Origin of the sequence: Microvirga puerhi (genome assembly GCF_020089865.1) — a bacterium.
Taxonomy (GTDB): Bacteria; Pseudomonadota; Alphaproteobacteria; order Rhizobiales; family Beijerinckiaceae; genus Microvirga; species Microvirga puerhi.
This window is the reverse complement of the sequence record NZ_JAIRBM010000009.1, coordinates 78,203-90,893: the sequence shown is the minus strand read 5'-3', so window position 1 is coordinate 90,893 and position 12,691 is coordinate 78,203. Positions and strand designations below refer to the sequence as shown.

Genomic DNA, 12,691 nt, shown 5'->3' with positions numbered 1-12,691 from the left:
GTCATTCCGGATTGTCGTCAGACAAGTCCGGAACCCATAGCCGCTGACGGCCGAGGGTAGGGTGCAATGGCAGCCATTGCTTTCCATTTTGCCGCACCGGTGTTTATAGGTTCCGGGCTCCGCTGCGCGGCCCCGGAATGACGGGTACGTTGCATTCCGATGCTCTGAAAATGGAAAAGCCCCGCCGAAGCGGGGCTTTTGCTTTTGACCGCAGAGGTCGAAACTCTTGAAGCGGCTTACTTCTTGCCGAACGACAGGTTGCCGAACTTCGAGTTGAAGCGCGACAGACGGCCGCCGCGATCGAGCAGCGTCTGCTGGCCGCCGGTCCAGGCCGGGTGGGTGTTCGGGTCGATGTCGAGGTTGAGCGTATCACCCTCTTTGCCGTAGGTGGACCGGGTCGTGAACTCGGTGCCGTTGGTCATCACGACCTTGATGAAGTGGTAGTCGGGATGGTCGATTTCTTTGCGCGCCATTGCCATATCCTCTTGCGGTCCGCCAGCGTGGTGCCCGCAGCCTGTGATCGAGCCTGTCTTGAAAGGTTGCGGGCCTATACCTTACTTGGAACCCTGAAACAAGCCGGGACAGGGATTGCAGCCCATTGAGAGCCCGACATCCCGGAAACAATATCGATATGGCCTCTGACCCCTACGGATCGCAACGCCCCAAGGCCGCTTTAAGCGCCCTGAGGCCCCTTGTCCCCTATGCTCTCGCCTATAAGGGCCGGATCCTGGCAGCTCTTGCCGCCCTTGCTCTGGCCTCCGCCATGACCCTGGTGATGCCGGTCGCGGTGCGCCGGGTCATCGATCTCGGCTTCACCGAGCAGGGCCGTGGGCTCATCAACGCCTATTTCGGCGTCCTGACCCTGATCGTGGCCCTTCTCGCCCTGGCCAGCGCGAGCCGGTACTATTTCGTCATCACCCTGGGTGAGCGCGTGGTGGCCGATCTGCGCTCCGCCGTCTTCGGCCATCTGACCTCCCTCGATCCGGCCTTCTTCGATCAGACCAAGAGCGGGGAGATCGTCTCCCGCCTGACGGCCGACACCACGCAGGTGAAGGCGGCCTTCGGAGCCAGCATCTCGATTGCACTGCGCAATATCTTCCTCTTCCTCGGGGCGGTGGCCCTGATGATCGTGACGAGCCCCAAGCTCTCGGCTCTCGTCCTGGTCGCGATTCCGGTCATCGTCCTGCCCCTCGTCCTGTCCGGCCGTGCGGTGCGGCGGCGCTCCCGGGCGGCACAGGACCGGCTTGCCGATGCATCGGCCTATGCGGCGGAGGCGATCGGGGCAGTACGGACCATGCAGGCTTTCGGAATGGAGCGCCAGACAGCCCTGCACTTCGCCGATGCCGCGGAAGAGGCCTTCGATGCCGCGCGCCTGTCCACCACCATGCGGGCCTTTCTCACGGGAATCGGCCTGTTCCTGGTGTCGGCCAGCGTGGTCGGGGTGTTGTGGTATGGCGCCCAGGACGTGATGGCCGGGACCATGACGGCGGGCCAGCTGTCCCAGTTCGTGCTCTATGCGGTCTTCGCCGCGAGCGCCCTCGGCCAACTGTCGGAAGTTTATGGAGAATTGGCGCAGGCCGCAGGCGCGGCGGAGCGATTGGCGGAAATCCTGGCGGCCGAGCCGGCGATCGAGGCTCCGCGCGATCCGAAGCCGCTTCCGGAGCCATCTCTCGGCACCCTTGCCTTCGAGGATGTGCATTTCTCTTATCCGACCCGCTCGGAGCAGCGGGCCCTGCACGGCCTGAGCTTCCGGGTGGGGACCGGTGAGCGCGTCGCTCTGGTCGGCCCTTCCGGTGCCGGCAAGAGCACCGTGCTCCAGCTGCTCCTCCGCTTCTACGATCCGCAGCAGGGCGTCATCCGCGTGGACGAAGTGCCGGTGACGGAGGCGGATCCGCTCGCCCTGCGCCGACGCATGGCGCTGGTTCCCCAGGAGCCGACGGTTTTCGCCGCGAGCGTTCTCGACAATATCCGCTACGGGCGTCCGGAGGCGTCGGAGGAGGAGGTCCGCCGCGCAGCCGAACTCGCATCGGCTGACGGGTTCATTCGCGCCCTGCCGCAGGGCTATGCGACGCAGATCGGAGAACGCGGCGTGACGCTCTCCGGCGGCCAGCGCCAGCGCCTGGCCATCGCCCGCGCCATCCTGAAGGACGCGCCGATCCTGCTCCTCGACGAGGCCACCTCCGCCCTCGACGCGGAAAGCGAAAAGAAGGTGCAAGGAGCCCTCGACCGGCTGATGCAGGGGCGCACGACCCTCGTCATCGCGCATCGTCTCGCCACCGTCCGCTCCGCCGACCGGATCCTCGTCATGGATGGCGGACGGATCGTGGAGGAGGGGACGCATGATAGCCTGCTCGCCGCCGGCGGTCTCTATGCCCGCCTTGCCCGCCTCCAGTTCACGGGCGAGGGCGGCCATGCTCAGGCCGCCGAGTGAGCTGGCGAGTGCCCGGGATTGAACCGAAGCTTGCCTCCTGAAGTTGAAAAGGAACCGGCGGCCCCGCCGGTCAATACGGCTTCAGGAGATCAGGATGGCTGACAATCTGAACAAGCGGCATCCTCAGGATGCCTCCCGGATCAACATCCACGAGGATTGGGAAGTCCGTTACTGGAGCGACAAGTGGCACGTGTCGCGGCAGCAGCTGATGGACACCGTCAAGCGAGTCGGCGTTCAGGTATCGGACGTCGCGCGGGCTCTCGGCAAAGCAGGCTGAGAAGACAGGCTGAGACGTCCGGATCAACGCTCCGTCAGCTTCAGCTCGATCCGCCGGTTCCGGGCATAGGCCTCTTCCGTCGTTCCAAGATCGAGAGGCTGAAATTCACCGAACCCCGCCGCAAGCAGATGCTGGGGCTGAACGCCGCGGGCTGCGAGCGCCTGCACGACGGCAATGGCGCGGGCGGCGGAAAGCGCCCAGTTCGAGGGGAATTGCGATGTGGCGATGGGCCTTGCATCCGTATGGCCGTCGACGCGGATGACCCAGGGGAGGTCGGGCGGAATCTGCTTTTGCAGCTCGACGAGGGCGCTCGCGATCCGGTCGATCTCGTCCGAAGCCTCGGGACGCAGGGTCGCCTGTCCCGCCTGGAACAGCACCTCCGACTGGAACACGAAGCGGTCCCCGACGATGCGCACGTCGGGCCGATTTCCGAGGATCTGGCGCAGGCGGCCGAAGAAGTCGGAGCGATAGCGCGCCAGTTCCTGGACGCGCTGGGCCAGCGCCACGTTGAGGCGGCTGCCGAGATCCGCGATGCGGGCCTGGCTTTCCTTGTCGCGACTCTCCGAGGCGGCCAGCGCCTCTTCCAATGCCGCAAGCTGGCGGCGCATGGCGGCGATCTGCTGGTTGAGGATTTCTACCTGGCTCAAGGCTCGCCCGGTCGCTTGGCGTTCGGCCTCAAGGGCCGTGTTGAGTTCTCCTGCCCGTGCCTGGGCTTCGCCGCCGCTTTCGATCAGGCTCTGGAGCCGCGCCCGATCCGCCTCCACGGCGCTAAGAGTGCTTTGAAGGGCGTTCATATTCTCTTCCGTCGTGCGCCGGCCCGACTTTTCCAGAGCGAGGAGATCGGTGAGCTCGGCGATCTGGCGGTTGAGCCGGTCGAGCACCGTGTCGCGGCTCGACAATTCGCGGGACAGGAAGAACTGCCCGACCATGAACACCGAGATCAGGAAGACGATGGACAGAAGCAGGGTCGAAAGCGCATCGACGAAGCCTGGCCAGTAATTGAGCTGTCCCTGGCGGCCACGGCGGCGCCCTCCCGTGGAGGAGGCGGGCATCAGGGCAGCCTTTCCCGAGTGAGACGATCGAGGACCTGCTTGAGTTCCTTCTCACGGGCGGCCTGGGCCTCCACCCAGTCGCGAATCATCTGCTGTTCGGCGCGCATGTGCTGGACGAGGCCCTGGACGCCTTCGGCGAGGTTCGCCATGGCCTGGGTCGAGGCCCGGCCGCTGGCGCCGTCGTTGACGGCTGCCGTCAGGCGGTTGAGGGCCAGTGTGACGTCGCTCGGTGCCGCGCCGGCCCGCAGCGAGACTTCGGGCGTCGTGTCGGCGGTAGAGGTGGCAAGCCAGTCTTCCAGCTCGGTATAGAAGCGGTTTTGAGCCTGCCCGGCCTGGAGATCGAGAAAACCGAGCACCAGGGAGCCGGCTAGGCCGAAGAGGGAGGCCGAGAACGACAGGCCCATGCCCTGGAGCGGGCCGGCGAGGGAATTCTTCAGTTCGTCGAAGAGAACGGCCGTGTCCTGCCCGGTGCGCAGGGACGAGATGATCCGGCCTACCGACCCTACCGTGTCGATCAGGCCCCAGAACGTGCCGAGGAGACCGAGAAAGACCAGCAGGCCAGCGAGATAACGCAGGATCTCGCGGCTCTCGTCGAGGCGCGCTCCGATGGAATCGAGGAGCGAGCGCATGGCTGCGACGGAGAGATAAGATTGCGTCGAGCGGTTGCTGAGAAATGCGGCGAGCGGTGCAAGCAGGACCGGAGCGGTCGGCTGGATCAGGCCTTCCTCCGCATGGCGCAGGGTATTGACCCAGCGCACTTCCGGAAACAGGCGCCAGACCTGCCGGATCGCCAGGGCGATGCCGATGAACATCACGCCGATGATCAGGCTGTTGAGGCCTGGATTGGCCATGAAGGCGTTCCAGATCTGCTTGTAGAGGATGAAGGCGACGAACCCTGCCAGGATCAGGAAAACCGCCATGCGGATAAGGTAGATCCGCGGTGGGGTGAGGGTCTGGTCGTCCATATGGATCCTGCTCGTTGGTGCCTCACGACCGTTCCAATGTGACCGGACGGGGGAGCGGGATCAAGCGTTGCCGTCTGAATCCCGCCGCTCCACAAACAGAAATATCAGCCTTTTCCCTTCTTCAAGAGCTTGAGCAGCTCGCGATGCAGCACTTCGTTGCCGCAGGCCACGCTTCCCGTAACGAGAGGGTTGCTGCCGCCATCAGCGTCGGAAATGAAGCCGCCGGCCTCGCGGATCATCAGGATGCCAGCCGAGACGTCCCAGGAGTTGAGGCCGCGCTCCCAATAGGCATCGAGCCGGCCGCAAGCCACATAGGCGAGGTCGAGCGCGGCGGCGCCCCAGCGGCGCATGCCGCCTGCATAACCCATGACGACGGACGACTCGCGCAGGAACAGGCCATGGTCACCCTTCCCGATATGCGGCAGGCCGCAGGCGATCACCGCTTCCGCCATATCGGAGCGCGCGGCGACGCGGATGCGGCGGTTGTTGAGAAAGGCTCCCTTGCCCCTCTCCGCGATGAAGAGCTCGTCCTTGATCGGATCATAGATGACGCCTGCCACGATCTGTCCATCGCGCTCCAGTCCGACCGAGAGGGCGAAATGCGGCAAACCGTGGAGGAAGTTGGTGGTGCCGTCGAGCGGATCGATATGCCAGCGATGGCTCGGATCCTTGCCTTCGACGATGCCGCTCTCCTCCATCACGAAACCGTAATCGGGACGGGCTTTTTCGAGGGCTTCGCGCAGGATCTTTTCCGCCTTGCGATCGGCTGCCGAGACGAAGTCGCCGGGTCCCTTTCGCGACACCTGCAGATTCTCGACCTCGCCGAAGTCGCGCTTGAGGGAGCGCGATGCTTTCATCACGGCATCGGTCATGACGGTCATGAGGGGCGAGCGGATCATGTCGGGCGGTCCTGGAACGGGCGAAGGGAACGTGGTGGGTGGACCACGGGAGGGGCGTTAGGTCAAGCGTTGCGGATCAATGCGCGCCGAGGCGCTCTGCCGCGACCTTCTCGGCGCGGGTCTTCTCGTCGGCGCTCATGTCCTTCAGGGCATCGTCGAGCCAGGCATCGTTCAGCCCCTGCGCGGAGGCAAGAAGATGCCAAGCGGCCGCGTCGACCTTGTTCTGAGGTACGCCGCGGCCTGCCGCGAGCATGCGGGCCAGTCGGTTCTGGGCGATGGCATTGCCTTTCGCGGCGGCACTGCGGAAATAGCGAGCGGCCTTGGACTCGTTCTTCGCCACGCCATCGCCGTTGAAGAGCAGGATGGCGTATTCCACCTCTCCGACGGAGCTTCCGTTCTTCGCGGCCCGCTCGAAATAGCGTGCTGCCTGCGCGGCATCGCGCTCGACGCCGCGGCCCTGGAGATAGAGCACGCCGAGCGCATGCTGGGCATCGGGGATTTCCGACTGGGCAGCCTGACGCAGAAAGCCCGCGGCCCGACGCAGGTCGTCCTCGGAGCTGCTCGACAGGAGCAGCAGGGCGAGGTTGTAGCAGGCCACCGGCTCGTTCTTGGCCGCGGCCTGTTCGAGCCAGGCCTTCGCCTGGGCCGGATCCTTCTTCATGCCGCGCCCGTCCAGGGCCATGAGACCGAGGGAAGCGAGAGCATGGGCATCGCCCCGGGCGGCCGCGAGCCGATACCAGTCGGCGGCCTTTTCGGCGCTCAGGGAAAGGCCGAGGCCCTGGTTGTAGAGTTCGCCCAGCAGAGTCATGGCCGGTGCGTCGTTCTTGTTCTTGTCGAGCCGCTGGGTCGCCTCGCGGAAGGCTGCGAGATACTGGCCGCGTTGATAGGCGCCGTAAGCAAGATCCGGCTCTGCCTTTGCCCCGACGATGGAGGCGCCGAGGCACAGGACGGCGAGGCATGACGTCATGCGCATCAGGGCAGGGCCTCCTGTTCGCCGACGATCTTCGCCGCTGCCGCAACGGCCTTGGCGGGACCCTCCGGATGCGACCAGACCGCGTCTCCGAGCGCGATGAACTCCGCTCCCGTCGCAAGGAGCGTTCTCACCGCCTCCAGGGTCGGCGCATAGGCGACACAGGGCGTCTCGAAGATCTCGGCCCACCAGGATGCCCGGTCTACCACGCTGTCGAGGGCCGGGAGGGATCCATCGGGGCGCGGCTCGCCGAACATGAGGTAGTCGACCCCGGCCTCGCCCATGGACATGGCGTCGTCCTTGGTTCGAAGGCCGCCCGCTCCGAGGGCGCGCTCGGACTTCAGGCGTTCACGCAGGTCCCTGATCCGGGCGGGATTTCCGCTCACATGAATGCCGTCAGCGCCGCCGCGCGCCGCGATCGCCGCGAGGTCGGCCTCTCCCTCCACGGTCACGATCGCCGCCGCTCCGGCCTCCTGGACCGGAGGGCTGAGAGCCTTCACCAGATTGATGAGGCTCCGTTCATCGGCCGGGCCCAAACGCAGCAGCACGGCCGCCACGTCTTGGCCAGCACAGGCCTCGACGAGGCGCGGCGCGAAGGATGCGTCCGTCAGAACGGGTGTGACGAGGTAGAGGCGGGCAACGGGCTCGGCCATGATCCACTGAGGTTCGAAAAATATTCAGACATTTTCCCATAACGAAAACGGGGCCGTCTTGCGAGGCCCCGTTTCTGCGATGGGATTAAGGCGAAAGCCTGATGGCTTACTCGGCCGCCTGGCGGCTCGCGCCGAATTTCGGGTCGAGTTCGCCGGATGCATAGCGCTTGGCCATCTCGGCGAGGGTGAACACGCGCTTGATCTTGGAGGCTTGGCCGGCGGTGTTGAACTCCTGGAGGCGCTGCTTGCAGAGCTTCGTCATCGCGTCCATGGCGGGCTTCAGATACTTGCGCGGATCGAACTCGCCGGGATTCTCGGTCAGAACCTTGCGGATCTGGCCCGTCATTGCCATCCGGTTGTCGGTGTCGATGTTGATCTTGCGCACACCGTGCTTGATGCCGCGCTGAATCTCCTCCACCGGCACGCCCCAGGTCGGCTTCATCTGGCCGCCGAACTTGTTGATGATGTCCTGGAGATCCTGCGGCACCGAGGAGGAGCCGTGCATCACGAGATGCGTGTTCGGGAGCTTGCGGTGAATCTCCTCAAGCACGTGCATCGCGAGGATGTTGCCGTCCGGCTTGCGGGTGAACTTGTAGGCGCCGTGCGAGGTGCCCATGGCGATGGCGAGTGCGTCGACCTTGGTTTCAGCGACGAATTTCACTGCCTCGTCCGGGTTCGTCAGGAGCTGGTCGTGCGAGAGCTTGCCCTCCGCACCATGACCGTCCTCCTTGTCGCCCATGCCGGTCTCGAGGGAGCCCAGCACGCCGAGTTCGCCTTCCACCGAGATGCCGCCGAGATGGGCCATCTCGACCACCTTCTTGGTGACGCCGACATTGTAGTCCCAGTCGCCCGGAGTCTTGCCGTCGGCCTTCAGCGAGCCGTCCATCATCACCGAGGTGAAGCCGGCCTGGATCGCCGTCATGCAGGTGGATGGTTCGTTGCCGTGGTCGAGATGCACGCAGACCGGAATATGCGGATAGATCTCCGTCACCGCGTCCATCATGTGCTTGAGCATGACGTCGTTGGCATAGGAACGGGCGCCGCGGCTCGCCTGAATAATGACGGGCGCGTCGACTTCGTTCGCAGCCGCCATGATGGCGAGCGCCTGCTCCATGTTGTTGATGTTGAAGGCAGGCACGCCGTAATCGTGCTCGGCGGCGTGATCCAGAAGCTGCCTCAAGGTAATGCGCGCCATCTCTTCCTCCTGATTGTGCGCGCCAATGAAGCGCGCCGAAGCTGAACCGTGCCTTAAGCTCTCAAAGCCTCAACGCCGGGCAGCGCCTTGCCTTCAAGCCATTCGAGAAATGCGCCGCCTGCCGTGGATACATAGGTGAAGCTGTCGGCGACGCCAGCATGGTTGAGGGCAGCGACCGTATCGCCGCCGCCTGCGACGGAGACGAGCTTTCCGGCCTTGGTGCGCTCCGCGGCATGACGGGCGGCCGCGACCGTGCCCTGATCGAACGGGGCGATCTCGAAAGCGCCGAGCGGGCCGTTCCAGACCAGCGTCTTCGCATCATTGATCGCGGAATTCACGCGCTCGACCGATTGCGAGCCCACGTCGAGGATCATCTGGTCCTCAGGTATAGCATCGATGCCGTAGGTCTGGTTGTGCGCTCCGGCCTTGAACTCGTAGGCGCAGACGCCATCCACGGGAAGGATGATCGCGCAATTGGCCTCGCGGGCCTTCTCGATGATGCGCATCGCCGTCGCGGCGAGATCCTTCTCGGCCAGCGACTTGCCGACATTGAGGCCTGTGGCGTGCAGGAAGGTGTTGGCCATGCCGCCGCCGATGACGAGGGCATCGACCTTCCGGACGAGATTTTCGAGCAGATCGATCTTCGTCGAGACCTTCGCGCCGCCGACGATGGCGACGACGGGACGCTGCGGCGCCTCCAGGCCCTTCGTCAGGGCTTCGAGCTCCGCCTGCATCGTGCGGCCTGCATAGGCTGGCAGCACATGCGCCAGGCCTTCCGTCGACGCATGGGCCCGGTGGGCCGCCGAGAACGCGTCGTTGACATAGAGGTCGCCGAGCTTTGCGAGCGCGGCGACGAAGTCCTTGTCGTTCTTCTCCTCGCCCGCATGGAAGCGGGTGTTCTCGAGGAGGAGCACGTCGCCGTCCTTCAGGGCGGCGACGGCCTTCTCTGCCGCTTCGCCGATGCAGTCATCGGCGAATGCGACGTGTTTTCCGAGGTGCTTTGCGACCGCTCCCGCAACCGGCTTCAGGGATTCCTTGGGATCGCGACCCTTCGGGCGTCCGAAATGGGCGAGAAGGATCACCTTTCCACCCTTGTTCGCGATTTCCTGGATCGTCGGAAGGACGCGCTCGATGCGCGTCGCATCCGTTACCTTGCCGTTCTCCATGGGGACGTTGAGGTCCACCCTGACGAGAACGCGTTTCCCTTTGACGTCAGCCTGATCGAGAGTCCGGAAGGCGGTCATGAAAGCCTCCGTCAGATGAGCTTCGCCAGAGCGATGGCGGTGTCCGCCATGCGGTTCGAGAAGCCCCACTCGTTATCGTACCACGACAGGACGCGCACGAAGTTGCCGTCCATCACCTTGGTCTGGTCGAGGTGGAATACGGAGGAGTGCGGATCGTGGTTGAAGTCCGACGAAACGTTCGGCTGATCCGTGATGCCGAGGATGCCCTTCAGCTCCTGGCTCGCAGCGCGCTTGATCGCCTCGTTGATCTCGTCCTTCGTGGTCGCCTTCTTGGCGACGAACTTGAGGTCGACGACGGAGACGTTGGGGGTCGGCACGCGGATCGAGGAGCCGTCGAGCTTGCCGTTGAGTTCCGGCAGCACAAGACCCACAGCCTTGGCGGCGCCGGTCGAGGTCGGGATCATGTTCAGGGCCGCCGCGCGGGCGCGGTAGAGGTCCTTGTGCATCTGGTCGAGGGTCGGCTGATCATTCGTGTAGGAATGGATCGTCGTCATGAAGCCCTTCTCGATGCCCACCACGTCGTTCAGCACCTTGGCGACCGGCGCAAGGCAGTTCGTGGTGCAGGAGGCGTTCGAGACGACGATGTGGTCCTTCGTCAGCTTGTCATGGTTGACGCCGTAGACCACCGTGAGATCGGCGCCATCGGCGGGCGCCGACACGAGGACGCGCTTGGCTCCTGCCTTCAGATGGGCCGACGCCTTCTCCTTTGAGGTGAAGATGCCGGTGCATTCCATCGCGATGTCGACGCCGAGCTCCTTGTGGGGAAGTTCGGCCGGATCCTTGATCGCCGTGACCTTGATCTTCTTGCCGTTGATGACGAGGTTCTCGCCCTCGACCTTCACTTCCGCCGGGAAGCGGCCATGGACGGAGTCGAAGCGGAGCAAGTGTGCATTCGTTTCGACCGGGCCGAGATCGTTGATGGCGACCACCTCGATATCCTTGCGGCCGCTTTCCACGATGCCGCGGAGGATGTTGCGTCCGATGCGACCGAACCCGTTGATCGCGACCTTGACCGTCATAGCCTTAGCTCCCTTATCCGATGGGCCTGAAACGCTTTTTAAGCTTTAGAGATTGTGTGTTCTGAGGATCTGTTCCGCAACAGCCTCAGGCGTGATGCCGAAGTGCTTGTAGAGTTCCTTGTACGGCGCGCTGGCACCAAAGCTGTGCATGCCGACGAAGATGCCGTCCGAGCCGATCACCGCGTCCCATCCGAAGCGGACGGCAGCCTCGACCGCAACCTTGACCGGCGCGTCGCCGATGATACGGGCGCGGACCTTCTCGGGCTGCGCAAGGAAGAGATCGAGCGAAGGCACCGAGACGACGCGAACCGCGAAGCTCTGCTCGGCGAGAATTTTCTGAGCCGCGAGGGCGATCTCGACCTCGCTGCCCGAGGCGAAGATCGTAGCGCGGGCCTTGCCTTGCGCCGGCGACAGCTCGTAGGCGCCCGTCGCCGACAGGTTCTCGCGGCCGGCATCCTTGCGGACCTGCGGCAGGTTCTGGCGAGTCAAGGCCAGGACGGTCGGGCCATCCGTGCGCTCGAGCGCCAGCTGCCAGGCCTCCGCCGTCTCGATGGCATCGGCCGGACGGAAGACGCGCATCTTCGGCATGCAGCGGAGCGCCGCCAGATGTTCCACCGGCTGGTGGGTCGGGCCGTCCTCGCCGAGGCCGATGGAATCGTGCGTCATCACGTAAACCGCCGGAATTCCGGCAAGCGCCGCAATGCGCATGGCAGGCCGCGCGTAATCTGTGAAGACCAGGAAGGTGGCGCCTGCCGGCACGAGCCCGCCATGGAGTGCGATGCCGTTCATGGCCGCCGCCATGCCGTGCTCACGGATCCCGTAGTGGATATAGCGGCCGGCATACTGGCCAGGTGAAATGGCCGTCAGGTTCTTGGTCTTGGTGTTGTTGGAGGGCGTCAGATCCGCCGAGCCGAGCACCAGCTCGGGCATGGCCTCGGTGATCACCTCGAGCGCGATCTCGCTCGCCTTGCGGGTTGCGACGTTCTGCGGCTCGGCTGTCAGGCGCTCCTTCAGCTTGGCGACGGCATCAGCAAGACCTTGCGGACGCACGCCCTTGACCCGGCGCTCGAATTCGCTGCGCTTGTCACCCGGGAGAGCCTTCAGGCGCTCGCTCCAGGCCTTGCGCAGGCGGCGGCCTTTCTTGCCGGCCTTGGCCCAGGCGTCCTGAATGTTCTCCGGAACCTCGAAGGGGCCGTGGTTCCAGCCGAGCGCCTTCTTGGCGCCGGCAAGCTCCTCGGCGCCGAGCGGCTCGCCATGGGCCTTCGACGTACCGGCCTTCTTGGGCGCGCCGAAGCCGATGGTGGTGCGGCAGGCGATCAGGGTCGGGCGGTCGGATTTCTGGGCGCGGGAGAGCGCGCGGGCGATGGCCTTCTCATCGTGACCGTCGATGCGCACGGCGTTCCAGCCGCAGGCCTGGAATCGCTTCACCTGATCGACGGAGTCGGAGAGCGAGAGCGGACCGTCGATGGAAATGCCGTTGTCGTCGAACAGGACGATGAGACGGTTGAGCTTCAGGTGGCCGGCAAGGGCGATCGCCTCCTGACTGATGCCCTCCATCAGGTCGCCGTCCGAGGCGAGGACGTAGGTACGGTGGTCGACGAGATCGTCGCCGTACTCGGCGTTGAGCATGCGCTCGGCGAGCGCCATGCCCACCGCCGTCGCGATGCCCTGGCCGAGCGGGCCCGTCGTCGTCTCGACGCCGGGGGTCATGAAGTTCTCCGGATGACCCGGAGTCTTCGAATCGAGCTGGCGGAAGCGCTTGAGCTCGTCGATGGTCATGCCCTTCACGCCGGTCAGGTGAAGGAGGGAGTAAAGCAGCATCGAGCCGTGGCCGGCGGAGAGCACGAAACGGTCGCGGTCGGGCCAGGTCGGGTCGGTGGCGTCGTATTTCAGGATCTTGGTAAACAGCACCGTCGCGATGTCGGCGGCGCCCATGGGCAGGCCCGGGTGGCCGGATTTGGCTTGCTCGACGGCGTCCATGGCGAG

12 protein-coding genes are annotated in these 12,691 nt (G+C 64.9%); 2 read left to right on the top strand and 10 right to left on the bottom strand.

What is annotated here, in order from left to right; all coding sequences use genetic code 11:
• Window positions 1-236: 236 nt before the first annotated feature.
• Window positions 237-473: a 50S ribosomal protein L31 gene (rpmE, locus tag K9B37_RS13630; protein ID WP_224313640.1), complete on the bottom strand. Its 237-nt coding sequence runs from the start codon at window positions 471-473 to the stop codon at window positions 237-239.
• A gap of 158 nt (window positions 474-631) precedes the next feature.
• Here rpmE and K9B37_RS13625 point away from each other — a divergent pair, with 158 nt between their 5' ends.
• Both K9B37_RS13625 and K9B37_RS13620 read left to right on the top strand, forming a co-directional pair.
• Window positions 632-2,431, top strand: coding sequence for an ABC transporter transmembrane domain-containing protein (locus K9B37_RS13625; protein WP_224313639.1), 1,800 nt, complete (start codon window positions 632-634; stop codon window positions 2,429-2,431).
• Between the two features lie 94 nt (window positions 2,432-2,525).
• Window positions 2,526-2,708: a DUF3606 domain-containing protein gene (locus K9B37_RS13620; protein ID WP_224313638.1), complete on the top strand. Its 183-nt coding sequence runs from the start codon at window positions 2,526-2,528 to the stop codon at window positions 2,706-2,708.
• A 23-nt stretch (window positions 2,709-2,731) separates the two neighbouring features.
• Here the strand turns inward: K9B37_RS13620 and K9B37_RS13615 are convergent, their stop codons facing one another.
• The 9 genes from K9B37_RS13615 to tkt all read right to left on the bottom strand — a co-directional run bounded on the left by K9B37_RS13615 (window position 2,732) and on the right by tkt (window position 12,685).
• Window positions 2,732-3,760, bottom strand: coding sequence for a peptidoglycan -binding protein (locus tag K9B37_RS13615; protein WP_224313637.1), 1,029 nt, complete (start codon window positions 3,758-3,760; stop codon window positions 2,732-2,734).
• Window positions 3,760-4,725 carry a MotA/TolQ/ExbB proton channel family protein gene (locus K9B37_RS13610; protein ID WP_224313636.1) on the bottom strand — a complete coding sequence of 322 codons (966 nt, stop codon included), beginning with the start codon at window positions 4,723-4,725 and terminating at the stop codon, window positions 3,760-3,762. Before K9B37_RS13610 ends, K9B37_RS13615 begins: the two co-directional genes overlap by 1 nt.
• A 104-nt stretch (window positions 4,726-4,829) precedes the next feature.
• A complete protein-coding gene (locus K9B37_RS13605) occupies window positions 4,830-5,624 on the bottom strand; it encodes an inositol monophosphatase family protein (protein WP_224313635.1) in 795 nt (264 codons plus the stop codon).
• Between the two features lie 76 nt (window positions 5,625-5,700).
• Window positions 5,701-6,597: a tetratricopeptide repeat protein gene (locus tag K9B37_RS13600; RefSeq protein ID WP_439651724.1), complete on the bottom strand. Its 897-nt coding sequence runs from the start codon at window positions 6,595-6,597 to the stop codon at window positions 5,701-5,703.
• A complete protein-coding gene (locus K9B37_RS13595) occupies window positions 6,597-7,247 on the bottom strand; it encodes a thiamine phosphate synthase (protein ID WP_224313634.1) in 651 nt (216 codons plus the stop codon). The genes K9B37_RS13600 and K9B37_RS13595 overlap by 1 nt, the downstream gene beginning before the upstream one ends.
• A gap of 106 nt (window positions 7,248-7,353) precedes the next feature.
• Window positions 7,354-8,442 carry a class II fructose-bisphosphate aldolase gene (gene fba, locus K9B37_RS13590; RefSeq protein ID WP_224313633.1) on the bottom strand — a complete coding sequence of 363 codons (1,089 nt, stop codon included), beginning with the start codon at window positions 8,440-8,442 and terminating at the stop codon, window positions 7,354-7,356.
• 53 nt (window positions 8,443-8,495) lie between these two features.
• Window positions 8,496-9,686 carry a phosphoglycerate kinase gene (locus K9B37_RS13585; protein ID WP_224313632.1) on the bottom strand — a complete coding sequence of 397 codons (1,191 nt, stop codon included), beginning with the start codon at window positions 9,684-9,686 and terminating at the stop codon, window positions 8,496-8,498.
• Window positions 9,687-9,697: 11 nt separating this feature from the next.
• Window positions 9,698-10,705, bottom strand: coding sequence for a type I glyceraldehyde-3-phosphate dehydrogenase (gene gap / locus K9B37_RS13580; protein ID WP_224313631.1), 1,008 nt, complete (start codon window positions 10,703-10,705; stop codon window positions 9,698-9,700).
• 45 nt (window positions 10,706-10,750) lie between these two features.
• On the bottom strand, window positions 10,751-12,685 hold the full coding sequence (gene tkt / locus K9B37_RS13575) for a transketolase (protein ID WP_439651731.1): 1,935 nt from the start codon (window positions 12,683-12,685) through the stop codon (window positions 10,751-10,753).
• Window positions 12,686-12,691 lie beyond the last annotated feature (6 nt).